At 32.0% G+C, this 22,812-nt stretch carries 23 protein-coding genes; 12 read left to right on the top strand and 11 right to left on the bottom strand.

Annotated elements, in window-relative coordinates:
- Positions 1 to 5: 5 nt before the first annotated feature.
- The 4 genes from SJY43_RS12505 (at position 6) to SJY43_RS12490 (ending at position 1,830) form a co-directional block, all read left to right on the top strand.
- Complete coding sequence (locus SJY43_RS12505) at positions 6 to 167, top strand: DUF1328 domain-containing protein (RefSeq protein WP_396601082.1); 162 nt, start codon at positions 6 to 8, stop codon at positions 165 to 167.
- A 30-nt stretch (positions 168 to 197) separates the two neighbouring features.
- A complete protein-coding gene (locus SJY43_RS12500; protein ID WP_396601081.1) occupies positions 198 to 362 on the top strand; it encodes a hypothetical protein in 165 nt (54 codons plus the stop codon).
- Positions 363 to 501: 139 nt separating this feature from the next.
- Positions 502 to 1,062, top strand: a complete 561-nt coding sequence (locus tag SJY43_RS12495) for a hypothetical protein (RefSeq protein ID WP_396601080.1) — start codon at positions 502 to 504, stop codon at positions 1,060 to 1,062.
- Between the two features lie 84 nt (positions 1,063 to 1,146).
- Positions 1,147 to 1,830, top strand: a complete 684-nt coding sequence (locus SJY43_RS12490) for a DUF2461 domain-containing protein (RefSeq protein ID WP_396601079.1) — start codon at positions 1,147 to 1,149, stop codon at positions 1,828 to 1,830.
- Positions 1,831 to 1,930: 100 nt separating this feature from the next.
- Here the strand turns inward: SJY43_RS12490 and SJY43_RS12485 are convergent, their stop codons facing one another.
- Positions 1,931 to 2,347, bottom strand: coding sequence for a glyoxalase (locus SJY43_RS12485; RefSeq protein ID WP_396601078.1), 417 nt, complete (start codon positions 2,345 to 2,347; stop codon positions 1,931 to 1,933).
- A gap of 141 nt (positions 2,348 to 2,488) precedes the next feature.
- Here SJY43_RS12485 and SJY43_RS12480 point away from each other — a divergent pair, with 141 nt between their 5' ends.
- From SJY43_RS12480 to leuB, 5 genes are all read left to right on the top strand, one after another.
- A complete protein-coding gene (locus SJY43_RS12480; RefSeq protein WP_396601077.1) occupies positions 2,489 to 2,872 on the top strand; it encodes an acyl-CoA thioesterase in 384 nt (127 codons plus the stop codon).
- A 179-nt stretch (positions 2,873 to 3,051) separates the two neighbouring features.
- Positions 3,052 to 4,446: a 3-isopropylmalate dehydratase large subunit gene (gene leuC / locus SJY43_RS12475; RefSeq protein ID WP_396601076.1), complete on the top strand. Its 1,395-nt coding sequence runs from the start codon at positions 3,052 to 3,054 to the stop codon at positions 4,444 to 4,446.
- Positions 4,447 to 4,571: 125 nt separating this feature from the next.
- On the top strand, positions 4,572 to 5,168 hold the full coding sequence (gene leuD / locus SJY43_RS12470) for a 3-isopropylmalate dehydratase small subunit (RefSeq protein ID WP_396601075.1): 597 nt from the start codon (positions 4,572 to 4,574) through the stop codon (positions 5,166 to 5,168).
- A gap of 3 nt (positions 5,169 to 5,171) precedes the next feature.
- Positions 5,172 to 6,692: an alpha-isopropylmalate synthase regulatory domain-containing protein gene (locus SJY43_RS12465; RefSeq protein ID WP_396601074.1), complete on the top strand. Its 1,521-nt coding sequence runs from the start codon at positions 5,172 to 5,174 to the stop codon at positions 6,690 to 6,692.
- Positions 6,693 to 6,959: 267 nt separating this feature from the next.
- Positions 6,960 to 8,015: a 3-isopropylmalate dehydrogenase gene (gene leuB / locus SJY43_RS12460; RefSeq protein WP_396601073.1), complete on the top strand. Its 1,056-nt coding sequence runs from the start codon at positions 6,960 to 6,962 to the stop codon at positions 8,013 to 8,015.
- A gap of 103 nt (positions 8,016 to 8,118) precedes the next feature.
- Here the strand turns inward: leuB and SJY43_RS12455 are convergent, their stop codons facing one another.
- From SJY43_RS12455 to SJY43_RS12415, 9 genes are all read right to left on the bottom strand, one after another.
- Positions 8,119 to 9,408: a mechanosensitive ion channel family protein gene (locus tag SJY43_RS12455; protein WP_396601072.1), complete on the bottom strand. Its 1,290-nt coding sequence runs from the start codon at positions 9,406 to 9,408 to the stop codon at positions 8,119 to 8,121.
- Positions 9,405 to 9,695, bottom strand: a complete 291-nt coding sequence (locus tag SJY43_RS12450; RefSeq protein ID WP_396601071.1) for a DUF3817 domain-containing protein — start codon at positions 9,693 to 9,695, stop codon at positions 9,405 to 9,407. Before SJY43_RS12450 ends, SJY43_RS12455 begins: the two co-directional genes overlap by 4 nt.
- Before the next feature lie 64 nt (positions 9,696 to 9,759).
- On the bottom strand, positions 9,760 to 10,377 hold the full coding sequence (locus SJY43_RS12445) for a YqaA family protein (RefSeq protein WP_396601070.1): 618 nt from the start codon (positions 10,375 to 10,377) through the stop codon (positions 9,760 to 9,762).
- Between the two features lie 151 nt (positions 10,378 to 10,528).
- Positions 10,529 to 11,359 (bottom strand): hypothetical protein, encoded by an 831-nt coding sequence (locus tag SJY43_RS12440; protein ID WP_396601069.1) that lies wholly within the window; start codon positions 11,357 to 11,359, stop codon positions 10,529 to 10,531.
- Positions 11,359 to 11,910, bottom strand: a complete 552-nt coding sequence (locus SJY43_RS12435) for a hypothetical protein (RefSeq protein WP_396601068.1) — start codon at positions 11,908 to 11,910, stop codon at positions 11,359 to 11,361. Before SJY43_RS12435 ends, SJY43_RS12440 begins: the two co-directional genes overlap by 1 nt.
- Positions 11,900 to 13,030, bottom strand: a complete 1,131-nt coding sequence (locus SJY43_RS12430) for a glycosyltransferase family 4 protein (RefSeq protein WP_396601067.1) — start codon at positions 13,028 to 13,030, stop codon at positions 11,900 to 11,902. The genes SJY43_RS12435 and SJY43_RS12430 overlap by 11 nt, the downstream gene beginning before the upstream one ends.
- 9 nt (positions 13,031 to 13,039) lie before the next feature.
- Positions 13,040 to 13,450, bottom strand: a complete 411-nt coding sequence (locus SJY43_RS12425) for a hypothetical protein (RefSeq protein WP_396601066.1) — start codon at positions 13,448 to 13,450, stop codon at positions 13,040 to 13,042.
- A 6-nt stretch (positions 13,451 to 13,456) separates the two neighbouring features.
- On the bottom strand, positions 13,457 to 14,353 hold the full coding sequence (locus tag SJY43_RS12420; RefSeq protein ID WP_396601065.1) for a hypothetical protein: 897 nt from the start codon (positions 14,351 to 14,353) through the stop codon (positions 13,457 to 13,459).
- Positions 14,346 to 15,524, bottom strand: a complete 1,179-nt coding sequence (locus SJY43_RS12415) for a glycosyltransferase family 4 protein (RefSeq protein ID WP_396601064.1) — start codon at positions 15,522 to 15,524, stop codon at positions 14,346 to 14,348. Before SJY43_RS12415 ends, SJY43_RS12420 begins: the two co-directional genes overlap by 8 nt.
- 173 nt (positions 15,525 to 15,697) lie before the next feature.
- Here SJY43_RS12415 and SJY43_RS12410 point away from each other — a divergent pair, with 173 nt between their 5' ends.
- The 3 genes from SJY43_RS12410 to SJY43_RS12400 all read left to right on the top strand — a co-directional run bounded on the left by SJY43_RS12410 (position 15,698) and on the right by SJY43_RS12400 (position 18,855).
- Positions 15,698 to 17,818 carry an elongation factor G gene (locus tag SJY43_RS12410; protein WP_396601063.1) on the top strand — a complete coding sequence of 707 codons (2,121 nt, stop codon included), beginning with the start codon at positions 15,698 to 15,700 and terminating at the stop codon, positions 17,816 to 17,818.
- Between the two features lie 17 nt (positions 17,819 to 17,835).
- Positions 17,836 to 18,222, top strand: coding sequence for a hypothetical protein (locus SJY43_RS12405; RefSeq protein ID WP_396601062.1), 387 nt, complete (start codon positions 17,836 to 17,838; stop codon positions 18,220 to 18,222).
- A gap of 69 nt (positions 18,223 to 18,291) precedes the next feature.
- On the top strand, positions 18,292 to 18,855 hold the full coding sequence (locus tag SJY43_RS12400) for a hypothetical protein (RefSeq protein ID WP_396601061.1): 564 nt from the start codon (positions 18,292 to 18,294) through the stop codon (positions 18,853 to 18,855).
- A 1,136-nt stretch (positions 18,856 to 19,991) separates the two neighbouring features.
- On the opposite strand, the gene SJY43_RS12395 is transcribed toward SJY43_RS12400, so the two are convergent.
- Complete coding sequence (locus SJY43_RS12395; protein WP_396601060.1) at positions 19,992 to 22,406, bottom strand: TonB-dependent receptor domain-containing protein; 2,415 nt, start codon at positions 22,404 to 22,406, stop codon at positions 19,992 to 19,994.
- Positions 22,407 to 22,812 lie beyond the last annotated feature (406 nt).

The raw sequence follows: 22,812 nt of genomic DNA, 5'->3' as shown, positions 1-22,812 counted from the left end.
AAACTATGTTACGTTGGACAATCACATTCATTATAATTGCAATAATAGCTGGAGTATTAGGCTTTGGTGGAATAGCAGGGGCATCTGCAGGAATAGCTAAAATATTATTTTTCATATTTCTGGTATTATTTGTACTCTCTTTACTAAAAGGATTAGTAAAAAAATAAACACAATCACATTAACTTAAAATTAAAATCATGAAAAAAATCATATTAGTACTCGTTTTATTATTTTCAATATCTATCGCCTTTACAAGTTGTAGAGAAGAAAAAAGCACAGGCGATAAAATTGAAGACGCAGTAGAAGAAGTAGGAGATGGCATTGAGGATACTGCTGATGATGTAAAAGACGAACTGGAATAAAATAGATTCAAAAAATTTAAACAATGAAATACAATTGTTTATCCAGAATCGAGTAAAAAATGAAGCTACAACGGATAAATAAACCCGAATTTTGAATAGCTTTAAAACGAATAATTAATTTAAAAATTTAAAAAATACAATGAAAAATTTAATATATCTATTTGCTGTTTTTATAAGTACTACAGCTATGGCACAAGAAGATGTCGCAGAAGTAAAACAAGAAACAGAAATTAAAACCATAAAATATAAAAATGGCGATGGCATAAAAGAAGACAAAGTAAAGATTATTACGCGCGAAACTTCTAATGTTAAACTGGATGGTAAAGACAAAAATAAAATAAATCAAGGCCGTGTAGATGCAACTAAAAAAGTAGAAAAAATGGTCATGATTGATAACGATTCAGATGATGAATACGATATACTGTCTAAAGAAACATTTTATAAAAGTGGCGATCAGAACTATAAATTCACACCACATGACAAAGGATTTAATATGGCATTTGATAACAATAACAATATGTTTGTTGGTGTTGGAGAAGCTTGGAATTCTCAAAAACCTGGAAACTATATTGTTAAAGGAAATAGTTATAACGGTTTAGGTTTTTTTGATAACAAAGGCGATTTTGTAGTGCAATATTATGATGAAGCTACACAAGCCATAAAAACCATTATTTTTGAAGAAAACAATTTAGAACTTTAATAATAACACATTAAGATTTTAATAAAAGTCCCGATTGAATCGGGACTTTTTGTATTTTAGAGTTTTATAAAATTAAGCGTTATTATGAGTATTACCGTGCCAAAATCTGTCTTTTCGTTTTTCAAAAAATTAGAAAAAAATAATAACCGCGATTGGTTTAATGAAAACAAGCCGGAGTTTAAAGCTATGGAAAGTGAAGTTAAATTAGTTTATCAAGCGGTCTTCGAGAATTTAAATTTGCATGATGAAATTGATAAATTAAAAATATTTAGAATATATCGAGACGTTCGTTTTTCTAAAAACAAATTACCATATAAAACCCATTTTGGAGGTTCTTTTAATAGAATAAAACCAAGATTAAGAGGAGGTTATTACTTGCATCTTCAGCCAAATAACGAAAGTTTTATAGCCACAGGGTTTTGGCAACCAGAAAAGGAAGATTTAATGCGAATTAGAAAAGAATTTGAAATGGATGATTCAGAAATTCGTGAGATTCTAGCAAATAAAAAATTTAACAGTATTTGGGGTGATACTTTTATAGGTGATGAAGTAAAATCTGCTCCTAGAGGTTTCGCAAAAGATCATAACGCCATAGATTTAATAAAGAAAAAGCAATATATTTTCACCAAAAAATACACTGATAAGGAAGTTCTAGAAGCGGGATTCTTAAATGAGGTTGATACAGCATTTAAAGCTATTCGCCCATTTTTTGACTATATGAGCGACGTTTTAACAACTGATTTAAATGGTGTGTCTTTGATTGATTAATTTATAGTGCTCTTGTCATTTCAACGCTAGTAGAAATCACATAACATATTTATAATATTATAAAAAGCCTCAATCGTCTTCGTTTAGATATGACAATAATCTATACTGCTTCTAGCAATTCTGGCCTATCAAATACTTGAATATGGCTTAATAATCGCTCTTTAACAATATTCATCATACGTTTATTAAGCGCTGAAGAGTTTTCAATATAAATTAGATATTCTTCAACAGTAAACTGGCCAATCACCATGCCTTTCATCGAATTTCGTAATTTCATATCTTTTTGAATGGCATTTTCAATATAAACCATACGCTTATCTAGCGATAAATCATAAAACACAGATTTATGTTTAGTTATATAATTTCTAAAAACTTCAATTAATAAATTATTTTGAAATTTGATTATAGGCCGTAGTACTAGATTCTGAAAACGTTCATCTGCACTCATGTTATCATTAATTGTTGTGCTTAAAATTTCTGGGCGAATACTTTTAAGGTTGAATTGTCTGGTGTCCATTTTTGTAGATTTTCATTAAAAATATTGATTATGTGAATTACATATAAGATTTCGAATTTTAATTGTTAACGAGGTTATCAACATTAAAGTATTTAATACCTTTATTCCATATAATTATTAAGATATAAAAACCCCGAAAAAATGAGATTTCACACGAGAAAATGGATTAAACCAGAAGATTTAAATGCTAACGGAACGTTGTTTGGAGGACGATTATTAGATTGGATAGATGAAGAAGCAGCTTTATATAGTATTGTTCAGTTAGAAAACCAGAAAGTAGTCACAAAATATATTAGTGAAATAGATTTTAAAGCATCTGCAAAACAAGGTGATGTCATTGAAATAGGAATAAAGCCCATTAAGTTTGGAAAAGCATCATTAACTTTAAGTTGTGAGGTTAGAAATATGATGACAAGAGAAACTATTATTACCATTTCTAATATAGTTATGGTAAATATAGGTCCAGATGGTCATGTTTTGCCGCATGGAAAAACGCAAGTTGAATATGTAAAAGACAGATTATAGGTAGATGTTCATTTTTTTCTTTAAAAATTATAATCATTTTTTTGTTTTCATTGCATAAAATGCAATGAATTATACTTCCATTATATTATTTATAAAAATAAAATAACAATGCGGTCTAAAGTTTCAATTATCTGTAATATAATTTAACTTTGTAAACCTTTTTAAAATTTAAAATATTTATGAGTAAATCATTGTTTGACAAAGTATGGGATTCGCATGTGGTTAGAAACATTGCAGATGGACCAGACGTATTATATATAGACCGTCATTTAATACACGAAGTTACTAGTCCTGTAGCCTTTGTAGGTTTAGAGAGTAGAGGTTTAAGTGTTTTATATCCAGAGCGAACTTTCGCTGTTGCCGATCATAACACACCAACAATTAACCAACACTTACCTGTTGAAGATCCTCTATCTGCTAACCAATTAAAAACCTTAGAAGATAACGCTAATAAATACGGTATTAGTCATTGGGGGTTAGGTCATGAAAACAATGGTATTGTACACGTTGTAGGACCAGAAAATGGTATTACTGTTCCTGGAGCTACAATAGTATGTGGAGATTCTCATACATCGACACATGGTGCTTTTGGTGCCATTGCTTTTGGTATTGGTACTTCGGAAGTTGAAATGGTGCTTACTACACAATGTATTATGCAACCTAAGCCTAAGAAAATGCGTATTAGCGTTAATGGTACTTTAAGTAAAGGTGTTACTCCAAAAGATGTTGGATTATATATAATTTCACAATTAACCACTTCTGGTGCTACTGGATATTTTGTTGAGTATGCTGGTGATGTTTTTGAAAACATGACTATGGAAGGTCGTATGACGGTTTGTAACTTATCTATTGAGATGGGTGCACGTGGTGGTATGGTTGCTCCAGATGAAAAAACATTCGATTATATTAAAGGAAGACCAAAAACTCCAAAAGGAGCAGATTGGGATACCGCTATGGAATACTGGAAAACATTAAAAACTGACGAAGGTGTTGTTTTTGATAAAGAATTAACTTTTGATGCTGCAGATATTGAACCTATGATTACATATGGTACAAATCCAGGTATGGGAATGGGAATTTCTAATAACATTCCAACTGCAGAATCTGTTGAAGGAGGTAAAGCAACTTACGATAAGTCTTTAGCTTATATGGGCTATGCTGAAAACGATCAAATGATTGGTAAGAAAATCGATTACGTATTTATTGGTAGTTGTACTAACGGTCGTATTGAAGATTTTAGAGCCTTTGCATCGATTGTAAAAGGAAGACAAAAGGCAGATAATGTTACAGCTTGGTTAGTTCCAGGTTCTCATATTGTTGAAGCTAAAATTAAAGAAGAAGGCTTACTTGATATTTTTGAAGAAGCTGGTTTTGTTTTAAGAGAACCAGGTTGTTCGGCTTGTTTAGCAATGAATGATGATAAAGTACCTGCTGGAAAATATGCAGTTAGTACATCAAACAGAAACTTTGAAGGTCGTCAAGGACCAGGATCAAGAACTTTATTGGCTAGTCCATTAGTAGCTGCGGCTGCTGCAGTAACTGGTGTAGTAACGGATCCAAGAGAGCTTCTATAAGTTTGCAGTTCTCAGTCAACAGTTTTTCAGTCAAGTAATGACGAAAAGTTGTTGATTAGTAAAATTATAAATAAAACAGAATAATGTACTGCCTACTGAATACTGGCAGACTGAATACTAAAATTATGGCTTACGATAAATTTACAACATTAACGAGTACTGCAGTTCCATTGCCAATTGAGAATGTAGATACAGATCAAATTATACCAGCACGTTTTTTAAAGGCTACAAAACGAGAAGGTTTTGGAGATAACTTATTTCGTGATTGGAGATATAATGGTGATGATACACCAAAGCAGGACTTTGTTTTAAACAATCCTATTTACAAAGGGAAAATATTAGTAGGAGGAAAGAACTTTGGTTCAGGATCTTCTAGAGAGCATGCTGCTTGGGCAGTTTACGATTATGGTTTCCGTTGTGTAGTATCTAGTTTCTTTGCAGATATTTTCAAGAATAACTGTTTAAACATTGGAGTATTACCGGTACAGATTAGTCCAGAATTTGCTAACGAAATTTTTGAGGCTATTTATGCTGATCCGAATACAGAATTAGAAATAAACTTAGAGGCTCAAACCATTACATTATTATCATCAGGAACTCAAGAGTCTTTTGATATTAATGGATATAAGAAAGGAAACATGCTAAATGGTTTTGATGATATTGATTATTTACAAAGCATGAAAAGTGAGATTGAAACATTTACTGAATCTCGTCCTTTCTAAACAATGAGCATTAAGCACATAGAAATAATGGATACGACATTGCGCGATGGTGAACAAACCTCGACGGTGTCGTTTTCTGCTTCAGAAAAACTAACTATTGCTAAACTTTTACTTGAAGAATTAAAGGTTGATCGTATTGAAATTGCTTCGGCTAGAGTATCTGAAGGTGAGTTTCAAGCGGTTAAAGATATTACGGTTTGGGCTTCTGAAAACAATTACCTAGACAAAGTTGAAGTCTTGACTTTTGTTGATAATGGTGTTTCTATTAATTGGATGATTGATGCTGGGGCTAAGGTTCAAAACCTACTTACAAAAGGTTCGTTAAATCATTTAACTCATCAGCTTAAAAAGACTTCAAGTCAGCACTTTAAAGAAATATCGCAAACTGTTTCTTTAGCAACAAAAAACGGTATTACAACCAATGTTTATTTAGAAGATTGGAGTAATGGTATGCGAAACTCTAAAGCCTACGTTTTTGAGTTTTTAGCCTTTTTGAAAACGCAAAATGTTGCTAGAATTATGTTACCAGATACTTTGGGTGTTTTAACACCTAAAGAATCTTATGATTTTATAAAAGAAATTAAAGATGCTTACTCAGACTTGCATTTTGATTTTCACGCACACAACGATTATGATTTAGGTGTTTCTAACGTTATGGAAGGCTTAAAAGCGGGTGCAGATGGATTACATTTAACAGTTAATGGTATGGGAGAACGTGCAGGAAATGCACCAATGTCTAGTACAATTGCTGTGATTAATGATTTTATGCCAGAAATAAAAATTGGTGTAAATGAGAAAATGCTTTATACAGTAAGTAAGTTGGTTGAAAACTTCTCTGGAGTTATGATTCCTGCTAACAAACCTATTATAGGCGCTAATGTGTTTACACAAACTGCTGGAATTCATGCAGATGGTGATAATAAAAACAACTTATATTTTAGCGAATTAATGCCAGAGCGTTTTGGTAGAACGCGCCAATATGCGTTAGGGAAATCGTCTGGAAAAGCTAATATTCAAAAGAATTTACAACAATTAGGACTTCAGCTTAACGATGAAGACTTAAAAAAAGTAACCCAACGTATTATTGAGTTGGGAGATAAAAAACAAGTCGTTACCAAAGAGGATCTGCCATATATCATTTCTGATGTTTTAGATAGAACGTATGAAGAGAAGGTAACCGTGAACTCTTATGTATTAACACACTCTAAAGGATTAAAACCTTCTACAACGGTTTCTATTACTATTGAGAATGAAACTTTTGAGGAACATGCGCAAGGTGATGGACAATATGATGCCTTTATGAATGCTGTTAAGAATGTTTTTATAAGTAAGAAAATAGTATTGCCTAAGCTTATTGATTATGCAGTAAGAATTCCTCCAGGAAGTAATTCTGACGCTTTATGTGAAACAATAATTACTTGGAAGAGTCCTGAAAAAGAGTTTAAAACTCGTGGTTTAGATAGTGACCAAACGGTTTCGGCTATTAAAGCTACTGAGAAAATGTTGAATATTGTAGTGAGTTAGAGGGATGACCGAAGACGGTGGACAGGAGACGGGAGTTAGCTTGTCTGCGGATAAGTTTGACTAATGAGTGCGTACTGCCAACTGCAAACTGACCCGCGTTAGGGATTGCAGAGGAAAGCCCACAGCCCGACGAAGGAGGAGCGAGGACTTGCAACGAAAAGCCCGACTTTTTGCGATCCTGCAAGGTTTTGAAAACCTTGTAAGTATGAGTAAAAAGGAACGCCCAAACAAAATAGATTATTAAAAGATTATAATAAACACAAACAAATGAAATTAAATATTGCGCTTTTAGCCGGAGACGGTATAGGACCAGAAGTTATAGATCAAGCTGTAAAAGTGAGTGATGCTGTTGCTGGGAAATTTGGACATGAAATTACTTGGAAACCTGCATTAACAGGTGCTGCAGCAATTGATGCTGTTGGAGAGCCTTATCCAGATGAAACTCACGAGATTTGTAAAAACTCTGATGCTGTATTATTTGGTGCTATTGGTCACCCGCGTTTTGATAACGATCCTTCTGCAAAGGTACGCCCAGAGCAAGGTCTATTGAAAATGCGTAAAGCTTTAGGTTTATTTGCTAATGTACGCCCAACGTTTACGTTTCCGTCTTTATTAGATAAATCGCCTTTAAAAAGAGAGCGTATTGAAGGTACTGATTTAGTGTTTTTACGTGAGCTTACTGGTGGTATTTACTTTGGTGAGAAGGGTAGAAGAGAAGGTGGTGAAACAGCTTTTGACAACTGCGTATACACACGTGCTGAAGTGCAACGTTTGGCTAAAAAAGGTTTTGAATTAGCTATGACACGAGGTAAAAAATTATGTTGCGTTGATAAGGCTAATGTTTTAGAAACTTCAAGATTATGGAGAGAAACGGTTCAAGCAATGGAGAAAGATTACCCAGAGGTTGAAGTTGCTTATGAGTTTGTTGATGCTGTAGCCATGCGCTTGGTACAATGGCCTAATAGCTACGATGTATTAATTACTGAAAACTTGTTTGGTGATATTTTAACAGATGAAGCGTCTGTTATTTCTGGATCTATGGGATTAATGCCATCGGCATCTTTAGGAACTGATATTGGTTTATTTGAGCCAATTCACGGATCTTACCCACAAGCAACTGGATTAAATATTGCTAACCCAATGGCAACCGTATTATCTGCTGCTATGATGTTTGAAAACTTTGGTTTACAAGCTGAAGGTAAGGCTATTAGAGACGCTGTTAATAGTGCTTTAGAAAAAGGTATTGTTACTGAAGATTTAGCCGATGGCGGAAAAGCTTACGGTACTAAAGAAGTTGGAGATTGGTTAGCTGCTAATATCTAACAGCTAGTTATTACTATATATTTAGACCTGTCAGGTTTTTGAAACCTGACAGGTCTTTTTTTATTTTAACACATTAAAAAGGTTTTAAAACCTTGAGGATATATTAATTATTTTTAAAACTAGAATGACTAGGTAGCTCAAAAACCTCTAATTCAAAATAAGGTAGGGCTGCAATAAGATGATCGAAAATATCAGACATAATATATTCATAATTCGACCAACGTTTATCGCTACTAAAAGCATAAATTTCTAAAGGAATACCTTGTGTTGTTGGCGCTAATTGACGCACCATTATAGTCATGTCTTTATTTATAGCAGAATTATTATTTAAATAAACATCAATATATTTTCTGAATACACCAAGATTAGTCAGGTTTCTTCCGTTTAGCAATAGTGTTTTATCAATGTTATTTGAACTATTATAAGATGAAATTTTAGTTTGACTAGAATCTAAATACGAACTAATAAGTTGAATACTTTTAAGATTATCAACTTCTGAAGACGATAAGAATTTTACACCATCTTGTTTAATGTATAACGCTCTTTTAATACGTCTACCACCAGACGTTGTCATGCCTCTCCAGTTCTTAAACGAATCTGATATTAAAGCATATGTTGGAATGGTGGTAATGGTTTTATCGAAATTCTGAACTTTTACAGTAGCTAAAGATATTTCGATAACATCGCCATCGGCTCCATATTTTTCAAAGGTTATCCAGTCGCCAATGCGTACCATGTCGTTTATAGACACTTGGATACTGGCCACAAAACCCATAATTGTATCTTTAAAAACTAAAATAATAACAGCAGAAATAGTACCAAGGCCTGTAACGAATGTCCAGAACGGAATACCAGTAATAATAGCTATGGCCGACATAAAACCAGCTAACCAAGCAAAAATCATAAATACTTGTATATAGCTAGATATAGGCTTGTCTTTAAAACGAGGAAGTGTTTTTAAGTAATCTTTAAGCGTATTTAGTAAACTTCTAACCACCCAAAGCGTAAGCACAATAGCAAAAACAATAAGCCCTTTTTCTATAATGTTTTCAAAATTATAAAAATCTGTAAAGACATCAGGAACAAACTCTATAGCGATAAGCAACGGAATGATGTGTGCAACATTTCTAGGTACTTTGTTGGCTACTAATAAGTTATCAAAATTAGTTTTAGTTCGTTCGGCAAATTGAGAAAACGCACCAATTAATAGCTTTCTGATGATTAAATCTACAATAACAATAACAATCAGTAAACCAATTAGTAATATAAGCATGTTAAGATATTCGGCAGTTTGTTCCGAAATCCCAGATTCTATTAGTTTATTTAAAACCCAATGTTTTATGCTTGATGTATTTTCAGAAATGGTTTCATCAATATTTTCGACTTGAATCATTTCGCTAGATTTAAATATTTTCTATCTATATAAAAGGTTCCAAAAGGAATGATTGATGCTAAAAGTACTATGGCAAGCTGTTTGTTAGTCCAAGAAAACTGTTTTTTAAATAGTATTGCAAGTGCCACATAAGCCACAAATAATATACCATGCGGCATACCTAGCATTTTAACGTATTGTGGATCGTTTAATAAGTATTTTATTGGTGTTGCTATAAACAATAAGAGGATATATGAAATACCTTCTAAAAGCGCTACAATTCTAAATATATTTAATGATGAAAACATACAGATTTATTTTTATGCAAAAGTACTTCACAAACCAATAACAACAGTACGATTTAAGAATTATTTATAGTACATTAAAAATGATAAGCCCATAAATAGCAAAGCGTAAAAACCTTAAAGATCCATAAAGCATAACGTTTTTAAAGGGGAATTCTATAATTCCGGCAGCAATACAGGCAATAGAAAAGGGTAGAGGCAATACTGCTCCAACCATAATTAAAAAGCCACCCCATTTTTTAGAGTTTTTAAGTTGCTTTTCCATTTTAGTTTCTAAATAGTTGTGAACAGCTGGCATTTTTGTAATAGAGCGCCCCATCCAATAGGATAATAATCCGCCTCCATAAGATAAAACTGCTAAAATGCCTAAATAAAACCAAGGACTATACATTTTACCCGCCCAAGCTATAAATATTTCTGGAGGAATAAGTCCCATAAGTGCTTCAGACACAAAAAAGAAACTTAACACTCCATAAGCCGGAAGTATTTCTGTTAAATGAATTAACCCTTCATTAATGTTAAAGAAATGATTTACAGTATATATAGCTATAACTATTGCAATAATATAAGGCAAAGCTTTTTTTACAGCTTGCCAAACAAATGTGTAGAAACCAGTATAATTATAATACTGATGTAACAATTGAAGTCGCGATTTTTCTTTAGCTTTTTTTTGCTCAGGTTTCATGTTCAATAAAAATGGGTATTGCAAATATAAGATTAGAATTTATCTTGATAAAATTAAGTTATACAATTAGCCAAAGTTTAACAGTCATTTGGGTTAAAGAGATGGTTTTATAAGATATATCGAATTTAAAACAACAAAACAATACACTTTTTTAAGAGCTTTTATTTATTGAAATTCTGAAAAACTGGTCGTCAAAGCGCTTTTCTAAAGGTATTACGTTGTGCTTATATCTAAATAATTCTAATTCGTGAACACTATTAAAACCACCTGCAGTATAGATTTGTTTGGCGTGATCATAATATTGAGTAACAGGAAATATATTTTTATAAACAACTATTTTTTCGCTTTTTAGTTGAATATCAACTTGAGTAAAAACAATAATTGAAATGTTAGGATTATGCTTGTAATCTTCAATAGCCTTGTTGCAAATTTTAAGCACATCAGCGGTTCCTCCAGAATGTACTACCATTATATAATCAGAATTAATGAATGGTATAGAAATTACACCTTTAGGTTTTAAATGAAGGTGTAAAACGTTTTTAGAATGCGCCACTATCCAATCTAAATGCGTTTCATACAATTGTTCTAAAACCATGGTTTTTGAAAAAATGACCGATGGTGTTTCATTATTCATAGCTTTTAAATAGGTTTCCCATTTTAAAATTCTAGAAATATAAATGTAGTTAAGCTCTGTAAATACTTTATAAACAGGTAGTAATTCACCTTTTAAGCCTAACGGAAAGGCATCTATATAAAATGAAGACACACTATACTTATTTAGCACTTGTGCAATTTGTTTGGTCCAATTGTTTGGTGTTTCAGACCATGAAAGCTTGATAAATTGATAGTCTTTAAAGTAATTAGTAAAGCTTGAAGGTGTTATAATTTTTATAGCTTCCTTTGGGATGCTAAGTGTTTTTATAAGCTTATCTATTCGTGTTAAATGCCCTAAACCGCCACCTTGAACATAGAAAATATGCATTAATAACCTTTTGCTTTCAATTCTTTAATTAAAATTTGTTTTTGACTTGCAGATATTTCTGGGATACTATTAACCAAAAGACTAGGCGAGTAGCTCGTATTAAAAAACTCAGGTTGCCCATCATTTACAGAAGCAACAGATTGTTGTTTAGATTCTAAATTATAAGAAGTTCGTGCAATAGTAGCATCATTTTTAACCAATTTAGCTTTGTTAGCCTCTGTCAACTTGATTTCATAAGGATTCATGTTTTCGTCATTATCACTTATTTTTATCTTATCGTCATAAAGTTTTATTTTCCATAATAAAGTTGAAGACGCGGTTCTTAATTTAAAACCATCTGGTTTGTATTTAATTTCATAAACGACATTATTACTACCATCAAAATATTTTTTCTTATCAGATTTTGTCATTTTAGACGTAAAACTATCTGCGTTTTCATTGCTAATTACAGTAGTTTCAGATGTAGAATTGTTTTTATTTTTCGAGTTGCAGGATACTAATATGCCTAAAAATAATATGCATATTAAAGTTAAAGTGATTTTAGATCTCATAATTAGTTGTTGTTATGGTATTAAATATATCAATATAATTTTTAATTTCTTGTTGAGTTGTGAAAGCTAATTTGATGGTTTGTTTTAAGTTGTTACTTTTTTCTTGAAGTATTGTTTTAGTAGAATTATCAAAATCTGCTAAAGCTTGAAGCAACTTGTTTTCTGACAAAACATCAAATAAAAAGGCATTGTCATGATTTAGTATATCAGGAATTCCACCGGCTTTTGATGCTATTACAGGAATATTCAGAGCTGCTGCTTCAAAAATAACGTTTGGCATGCCATCATAAATAGAAGGGATTGCAACTGCATCGCAAAGTAAATAATTAGCCATGAGTTCTGTTTTTGAAGTTGGTTGTATTTTTGAATACGACCAATTTGACGCTATAAACTGTGCTTCAATGTGTGGCTCTATTTCGCCAACTATACGTAAATGTACAGTTTTTAAGAGTTGTGATTTTTTAAGTGTTTCCATAAAAAAATCAATCCCTTTTTTGCTTTTTAAAAAGCCTATTAATCCAATAATTTTAGTGTTTTTGGTTAATTGTAATCCCGATTTTATTTGGCTTGCTAATGTTCGGTCTGAATTCAGAACATTCCATTGTTCAAAATCAATACTGTTGGGCGTAAAATAAACGTTGTTATTAAGCTTCATACGTTTTATACGTTCTTCTTTTTCGGAAGAAACACATGCAATTGCAGTAGCATTAGAAATGGTATATAATAAATCTTGCTTTTTTTGAGAAAATATAGCATTATCAAAATCATTTCCTCTAAAACAAATCAGGACTGGTTTTTGTAGCCAATTTGCCATAAGTGTGATGCCTTTTAAGCATAAATGACTTCCAAACGCAGTAAATACTGTGCTTACCTTTATAACTGAATGGTCTTTAATAAAAGCCCATAGCATATTAAGTGTATACGAGCTATCTTCAAAAATGGGCACAGAAGTGTATGAGCCATTTTCATGACTTTCGGTTTTAAACGCTGGGAATTTGTTTGTGAAATGAAAAACATCAACAGTATAGTGCTGTCTTAAATTAGAAACAATACGATCGCAGCTTCTAGACATGCCACCTTTGTTTGGAGGATAATTTTCTGTAAACCAAATAATTCTCATATTTCAGTTTTAACTATAGAAAAAAGTATCATCGTTGCTGGATATTATAGTGCCTTGACTATCAGTTTCACTTAAACTTTTCATGTCGCCTTCAGTCCATTGGCCATTGGCACCGCCGCCACCAAAACCACCACCACCAAAACCGCCACCAAAACCAGCATCAGAGGAATTATCGCTTGAAGTATTTGATGAATACGATGTCGTGTTCGTGTCGCTTATAAAAGTATCACTATCTTTATATGGTTGCTCTTCTGTAGAATAAAGAAACAGTTCCCAAAAACAATCTTCACAATATTGCTTAGAATCCAATTGATGCGTATGTGTTTCGCAAACCTCTTTTTTGCAGTTAGAGCAACTATTTTCCTTCGTATTTGAACAATGAATATTTAAGAATACACCCGATTTTTGTTGACAATTCATCCTGTTTTAAGATTTAAGTAATTTGGTAGTTCCACGATATTCTATCACTTTTTGCGTAATTAAATGTTGCATCATAGATGTGAAAATAGATTCCTTATGTTTTGTAGCTGTATCTAACTGAGAAGAAACATTTAGCAGTTTCTTTTTAGATTTAACCTTAACCCAGCAGAATTCACCGTTATCTTTAACTGTGACATCAAACGCTGTGTTTATATCTGATAGTTCTACTAAGTTTGGTGGTGTGATATTATAATCTGAAGTCTTAAGTTTTAATGCTAACTGATAAAAAAACTTATGTTTACGTTTCATTTTAGTCTTCGTTTTTCCGCTACTACGGCGTTTTGTCGTTATAACTCTTAATGCAATTTGATGTAGGGAAACAAGGCAGATACTACCATCATTTAGAGTGAAGTTAGCACGAAATCGTTGCATTTCAAAAGGTTTATATTTCACACCTTTTATAGGTTGTAAGCCTATTTTTAAAGGGTCTAAAGCATTTGTGTCAGCTTCAATAACACCAGCGTTAAGATTTAATCCTATAAGATTTCTATGCACATCACCTTTAATTGAAATAATAAATTTTGCTAACTCTTGAAAAGCATTTATAGGTACAAGTGCTTTTTTTTCATTTACTTTAAGAATAGTAAAAACTATTATTGAAAGTATAAAACTTATAAAAGCTAAAGGGAAAATAGTATCTGCCTCCACATTAAATATAAACATAAGTATAACTACTGCTATGGGGATTAAAAACAACAAATAGTATAAGCGAAACCAAGATTCTTTATAAGATAAAACATAGCGTTTTATAAATAGCAACCAATACTCAGAAGGCCTTTTTGCTTTAATTTGCTTAGTTGTAGCAAACTTTTTACCATCGTTTAATAGGACTTTTTCAATCATTATTTAGAAGGTTTTGATACATCGTTTTCATTTTTGCTTCTTGATATAACCAAAGATAGTTTTTTTCAATTTTGTTTTTTCCATTCTGCCCAACACGTTTTAAAACATCGGGGTTTTCTAGTAAGGTTCTCATTTTTCTTCCTAATTGTTCTGGTCGGTCTGGAGTCACTAAAAAACCTGTTTCGTTATCTGTAATTAATTCTCTAACTACAGCAATATTACTGGCTATTACTGGTGTGCCATAAGCCATAGATTCTATAATTTTTAAAGGATTGCAACCTTGTATAATATTACGATCGCAAGAGGCGAGTGGTGCTACGGTAAATAGAGCGACTTTAATATGGTTGGCTAAAGTTGGTTTGTCTTGCTCGTAAAACCAATCTATACGATGCGCTATATCCATACTTTCAGCAAGTGTTTTATAGATTTCTGTTCTTTTTTCAGGAATTGAAGTACAGATTCTTAATCTTAAATTTAAATCTAATAGTTCTTTAAACCCTTTAAATAGCGTTTTAATGCCTTGCCATTTTTGCATAGCTCCAAAATATAATATGTAAGGTAAGGCGCTAACTGATTTTCCTGTCCATGGTTTGGCATCATGAATAGTTACACCGTTTGGAATGATATGAATTGTTTTTTTGTTGTTGTTAACATATTGTTTTATAAATTGTTGAGTGACTTTAGATGGTGTAATAATTTCATTGCAATTAGCAATACAAAAACGTTCAATATTATGAATTTTATCTAAAACTGAAGCACTAATATTTGGGTAGCGATTTGGTAATTCAATATGTTGAAAAGCGTTAACTTCAAAAACAGTTTTATAGCTTGCGTTATGTTTAAGCACAGGAAATCCGCCCCAAATATCTCTAAAATGAATCAGTTTTACTTGTTCACAAAGCGGAAGCTGAAGCACCTCTGTAACTGCCTTTTGAAATTTTTGTGTACGTTCTAAAAAATTAACTACTTTTTCTTTCCAGCGATACACATATAACTGACGCTCCTTGTCGAACTGAAATGAAGGCATATCGTCATTTCCAAGACATATTAATAAGCCCGTTTTAAACGAATTTTGTAACGCTTTAAGACAATGATCTATATGGGTAGCAGCGCCTTTTTGCGACGGAAAAACATCGAAGGCAATGTAAATATAATCTGGTTTTTGATTCATTAATTTATTTGTGAGTTAAATATAAAAATGAAATTTCAGTTTAGTTATGAATTTTGAATAAAGTAGTTAACATTATTAAATACTTCCTCTTTTACTTAGTTAAATGATAAATGTCATTTTTTCCGACCCTTAAATCAATTAGCTTTATGAAAATCAATTTTAATCCGTGAAACATGAAAGAATTTGATGAAAAGCATATTAAAAATATTGTTTTAGTTGGCGCTAATCAATGTGGAAAAACAACATTATCTGAAACCATGTTGTTTGAGGCGGGCTTAATAAATAGAAGGGGCACAGTAGAAAATCATAATACGGTATCAGACTACCGTGATATTGAACATGAAAGAAACGCATCTATATTCGCCACTCCGTTACATACCGAGTGGCGTAATTATAAAATAAACATTATAGATACGCCAGGTTTAGATGATTTTATTGGTGAAATTATTTCATCTATAAATGTAGCAGATACTATTGTAACAGTAGTTAATGGTAGACAAGGTGTAGAGGTAGGCACCGAAATTATTTGGAATTATATTGATAATTATAGAAAGGCCACTTTATTTGTTATCAATCAAATTGACCACCCCAATTTAAAGTTTGAAGATAGTTTTAAAAGCATAAATGAGTTAGTAGGTAACCATGCCGTAAAAATGCAATTCCCTGTAAAAATAGATGGTGCCCAAGGCATTATTGATGTTTTAAAGATGAAACTTTATAAGTTTAAACCAGAAGGAGGGAAGCCAGAAAAATTAAATATCCCAGATGATTATATAGAACTAGCAAACAAACTTCATAATGAGCTGGTTGAAAAAGCTGCTGAAAACGATGATACGCTATTAGAATTATTTTTTGAAAAAGGAACGCTTAATGAAGACGAAATGCGACAAGGTATTAAAGCGGGCATGTTAAATCATGAATTGTTTCCTGTGTTTTGTTTTTCGGCTTTAAATGATATGGGAACAGGCAGATTAATGGGCTTTATTGATAATGTGGCTCCTTCAGCTTCAGAATTAAATGAAGAGCAAACTGTGGAAGGGGAAACCTTAAATCGATCTGCTGATGCTCCAACGTCGCTATTTGTTTTTAAAACCATTCATCAGCCTAATTTAGGACAGATTACATTTTTTAAAGTGAAATCTGGAGAAGTTAAGGTTAACGATAAGTTGGTGAACCCGAGAAATAATGAAACCGAAACCATTAATCAACTTTTTATTATGGATGGCAAAAAGCGCCATGCCGTAAATAAATTAACCGTAGGCGATATTGGAGCCACTCTAAAATTAAAGTTTACAGATACTAATGATACGCTACGAGATGTAAATAGTAAAACCACGATTAAACCTATTAATTTCCCGAAGCCAAGAATTAAAAAAAGTGTTTTTGCAGTTGAAAAAAAGGATGAGGAAAAATTAATTGATGCACTTAAAAAAATTCATAGTCAAGATTTATCAGCGGTTTTAGAATATTCAAAAGAATCGAAACAAGAATTATTAGGCTGCCAAGGTGAATTACATTTAGCAACCATCGACTGGACATTAAAACATGTTTATGGCATTGACGCTAAATTTGACAAGCCTAAAATAACATATAGAGAAACCATTCAGCGTTCATCTCAAGCCAACTATAAACACAAAAAACAATCTGGTGGCTCTGGGCAATTTGGAGAAGTACACATGAAAATTGAACCCTGGTTTAAAGACATGCCAGAACCAGAAGGATTTAACTTAAGAGGTAAAGAAGATGTTGATTTGCCTTGGGGCGGTAAGCTGGTATTTTATAATTGCATTGTTGGCGGTGTTATAGATCAGCGGTATTTACAGTCTGTTATGAAAGGTGTTTTGGAGGTTATGGAAGATGGTCCATTAACAGGATCGTTTATTAGAGATATTCGCGTTATGGTTTACGATGGTAAAATGCACGCCGTAGATTCTAACGATATTTCTTTTAAAATAGCGGGTGCCCATGCATTTAAAGCGGCGTTTTTAAACGCTAATCCTAAATTATTAGAACCAACTAACGAGTTAATTGTAAAAGTTCCAGAAGATATGATTGGTAGTGTGATGACCGATTTACAATCTAGACGCTCCATTATACAAGGTATAGAAAGCCAAAATAATTATCAGATTTTAAAAGCGATTACGCCTGCGGCAGAATTATATGGGTATTCGACAGATTTACGCTCATTAACGCAAGGTAGAGCAACGTTTAGTAACACATTCTCATCATACCAACCTGTACCAGAAAATGTACAGAAAAAATTAGTAAAACAATTAGAATTAGTAGAAGTATAATATATAAAATAAATAATATGCAGACTAACACGAAAGTATCCTATTTAAGCGATTTAAAGTTCAATTTAGAAACTTGGAGAAGAGAATTACGTTTTCATTTTAATGAAATGGATACGTTTGAAGAAAAACTTGAAGAAATAGCATGCAGAGAGTTTGGAAAGCGGGCAACCATTCCTTTAGAAAATTTCCAAAATAGAATTATGATTGAAAAAGCAGCCATATCTAAATTGATGCATCGTTGTAAAAATAAAATGAACACTATAAATACAGCAGATTATAACGAAAATATAGATGGTCGATTAAGTGCAGAACAACATACTATAAAAGAAGATATGCGTACGTATATTAAAATGCATTATGAGTTAAAAGAGGAGATGATGACCTATTTTCTAGAATGGCTTTAAGACTTGATATATAGCATCATATAAAAGCCAATTTATCATTACGTTTATATAATTTAATACCAAGAAAACATGAAAATCAGCAAATTATTTTTAGTATTATTAGTAAGTGTTTTTACATTTAACTCAGGGTATACACAAGATAAAGAAGCGTTTAAAGAGATTATTTGGCATATTAAAGCCTTTAAACCTCAAGTAAAATTGTTAAACATAAAAGCTATTGATAAGAAAGGGGATATTTATGATGTTAAGGCAATTCAGGATTCAGATCAAACTAATTTATTAAGCGTTAAAGCCTTTGTGAAAGGAAAAAGGCTTCCAGTAAAAATGCTGTTTAGCGATGATGATATTTACTATCCAGTTAAAGCCATTGGTGAAGACGGAACCATTTATGATATAAAAGCGTTTACCGAAGATGGAAAAGTACTTCCAGTTAAAGGGGTAAGCAAATCGGGAAATATTATTCATATAAGAGCTATTTACGAAGACAAAATATTTTATAATGTTATTGCTGTTTCTCCACAAGGTGAAACCAATACTGTTAAAGGTATTAAATTAAAAGAAGGAGATTTAGAATGTGAAGTGAATGGTGTTGAAATCTTTGCTCATATAAAATCTTTAAAACATTCCATTTAATTTTCTTAATATTATACTAAGTGGGTTTTTATCCATTTAGTATAATATTTAGTTTTACTCGGAATGAATAATTATTTTCATAATGCAATTGAAAATAGAGTGCTTGATTAAATGTTCTATTTTACATACTATTATAAAGAATGGATTAATTATCCATTTTTATAATACAATCGAAAGTAGTGTACTTGATTAATATTCTATTTTACATAATATAAATTATAATACAAATGCACTCATTTGATAGTTATAATGATATTATGTAAAATATCCCAGAATGTGCTGTTTTCATAAGAAATCTCTGAACTTGGGTCATTAAACATTAGTAATGTACTTCTCGTATAATTTAAGTATTCTGTACAATTGTTCAAGTTTTTTTAAATAAGTGATTCTCATGAAACTTCTCGTTTACAAATTTGTATTATAATTTGCCGTTATGTAAAATTGCCGCTGCCAATCGCTCGATTGCTTTTTAAAAATTTAAATGTTTCAATAACATTTATTTTTAAACACAATTTACCGCCGCTTGCCAACGCCAAAATAAAAGCTAACCTTTTTGCTCTTATTAAAAATCGCGTATTCGATAAAATGTACGTAATAAAAAATTTTAGACGATTCTCGTAAGCTTGTCACAAGAGCATAAATTTTATGAAATCGACTTTTTAGGAGATTCACGAACACATTTGAAGTTTCTGCAAATAATTAAATATGTGAGTAAAAATAAAATTCTATGCACTTGTTATATGTAGAACTTCAATTAATCCTTTTTCCTTCTTTCATTATCTTTTGTCTTGAAACAAAAGAAACAAAAATTCAAGGCTGCATATAATTTTGGAAACAATTAACGGCTCATTCGCTATATTTTAGGAAACATTGGAACTCGTTTACATTGCTTTGAAATCCCTTGTATAATTGAAACTCTTAAGATACTGTATAACTAAACCCCTAAAATATGGACGCTCATTTCGCCTATTGTTTTAACCAAAATTTTATGAGGCCAAGTTTAATATCGATATTCTATTTTACATAATGTTATTATCAGGCTTTATATATTTTAAACCTGGATTATTTGATTGATTTCATTTAATCTTTCAGAATAACTTATTAAAATTCTTCATTGTTTTAGAGAATCTTAAGTTTTAGAATTTATATTTCATCCCTAATCGCACAATTTGTGTTTCATAATAGTTTTCATATAAAGCTGTGAAGCCTTCTCCATCTATTCGCTGACGCAATCCGAAGCTATTAAACAAATCGCTTGCAGACAATGTGATTTCTCCAGTCTCATTCCATATGTTCTTTTTAAGTCCAAAATCTATGGATGAACGTGCCAACTCCTCGCCTTGAGGAATATTTCGTTTTGAAAAATACAGACCTGTGATTTGTGCTTCAATATCTAAAGGCAACGTAAAAGTGCTTGACAATTTAAAATCGCCTGCTGTATTTGATGTTTTTTCTATTGTAAATGGTCTTACAAATGGAAATAATAATGTTCCTTGATAGGCATCAATACTATTTCGATAAATATTGGTGCTTGCTGTTAATTTCCAGTTTTCGGTAAGGTCTTGACTGAATAATAATTCAATTCCTGTATTAGTGCTTTCGCCAGTGTTTTGATAAATTTTATTCACAATATCGTAATCTGGATTACTGTTATCTATACTTAAAATACGTTGATATGCACCTTTAATCTGTCTATGATACACAGCAGAAAACAATGAACCTGAATCCCAGTTATATCGATGGGCAACTTCTACACTATTAGTAAATTGTGGGCGCAAATAAGGGTTTCCAACTTTCAGCAACTCTGGGTCGTCGTACTTTGGGAACACTCGCAATTCTGGTTCGCCTGGTCTATCGACACGACGGTTGTAGAATAATGATAATTTGTTTTTATCATTCAATTTATAAGTAAATCGTACGCTTGGAAATAGCTCAAAATAATCATATTTATCATTACTTGGGTAGTAGGCATTTTGTGGATCCAGTTCATAAGAAACATCAGTTTGTTCTGCTCGCAAACCAGCTTCGACATCAAAACGTTCTTTTTCTAAAAGGTAGTTTCCGTAGAATGCATAGAGGTTTTCTTTCCATTTTGAAAAATCGCCTAAATCTGGATAAATAATAGATTGATTTCCTCGATTTATCCTGTAATCCACAGGTAAATTCCTAAACCTAACTTTTGCACCAGCTTCAATTTTACCACTACTCAATGCACGCGCATAATCTGTGGATAGACTAGTAGTATGCTCAATAGCTCTAATGTTGGTCATATCTCGTCCGATACGAACCGCAGAACTATCATTTAAAAAGTAGCTTTCATCTTCTAAACCTCTTGTGTATTGTGCATTTGAAGATAACGAATGTCCTGCTTGTGGAAAATTATGTTTGTAATTGGCAGTAACGTTGATATAACTAGTAACTTCTTCTTCTTTCCAAGTATAAAGGCGATTTCGCACATTATTATCGAGATTGATAAAAGCGACTTGTGAGGTGTCAATATGTTTTTCCCTATCGAACATTCCTGAAAAGGTAATCGCATCATTATCACTTAACTCCCAATCAACTCCACCTGTGATGATTGAACGGAACTGTCTTCTATTTTCTGGCACTTGCGATATGATATTGCGACCATCATCATAGTTTCTAGTTGTGAATTCATTGTTTGGTAAAGCTTTTTGGATGATGAATTCGGATTGCAAAAAATAATTGAGGTTTTTGGTTCTGTAATTCAAATTTAAACTAGGAATTAGTTTTGGGTTTACCGAATAGCTACCTAAATCTGTTGGTGTATCTTCTTTTCTTTTAGATAATGCGCCTAATCCAAAAGATAAGCCTACATTACCATTGAGTCCGGTTTGTTTTTCCTTTTTGTAAATGATATTTACAATACCTGCAAAACCGTTAGCGTCGTATTTTGCAGATGGATTGTTTATGATTTCAATACGTTCTATGTTAGATGCAGGAATATTACCCAATCCTTTTTGATTCCCGAAACCAGTCAAACTAGATTGTTTGCCATCGATTAAAACGACCACTTTATCACTACCACGCAAGACCACTTTTCCTTCTTGGTCAAAAGCAACACCTGGCATTGTTTTCATAGCGTCAAGTACAGAACCACCAGATTGCGCCACGTTATCTGCTAAACTAAAGGTTTTTTTATCGAGTGCTGAATTAACAGTTGCTCGTTTTGCTTCAATCATTACTTCATCTAAAGCTTCAGCAGATGGTTTTAGTTCTATTTTTCCTAAGTCAAAGATTGGGTTTAATCCACCAGATACTATTTTACGTTGTACGGTTTCAAATCCTAAATAAGTGATATTTACAATATATTTTCCTGTTGCTAAATCTTTAATTTCAAAACGTCCAAAATCATCGGTAATCGTTCCTGTTACGATTTCATTTGTAGTTTCATCATTTACTGCTACCGTAACAAAAGGTAATGTTTCTTTTGTTTCTTGGTCGATAATCTGACCAGTAATGGTAATGGTTTCTTGTGCTTGCGCAAAGGTTATTACAACTAGTAGAATTACGGTAAGGGTAATTTTCATTTTATAAGTTTTCAATTTAAAAAAAACAAAATTATCTTTTATTATTAAGATAAACTATAGTATATGTACTTTAAGTGTTAAAGATGAAAATAAAATTATTTTAAAAAATCTAAATTTAATCCAAAGTTAAAAGCAATACTAATATTCATTTTTCCTTAATTAATAAAAAAACAGTTAGTTGTAGGATTTAGTAATTAACCTTTGTAATTAAAAGCCCATTCCACACACATTATACTTCCCTCCTACGTCGTCGCATAAAAAGTGTTCCATTAACATTGTAGAAGAAACTTTTTAGAATAAATTTTTTCAAGAAACTGTAGTAATAACTTTCGCTTTTTACCAAAGCTCAAGTTACATAACGCAGAACATTATAATTCAGAAAAAGAATTATAATCCGACATTATAT

The organism is Algibacter sp. R77976 (assembly GCF_044594645.1).
Classification (GTDB): domain Bacteria; phylum Bacteroidota; class Bacteroidia; order Flavobacteriales; family Flavobacteriaceae; genus Algibacter_B.
The sequence above is the reverse complement of the archived record's forward strand: the minus strand, read 5'-3'. Positions and strand labels throughout refer to the sequence as shown.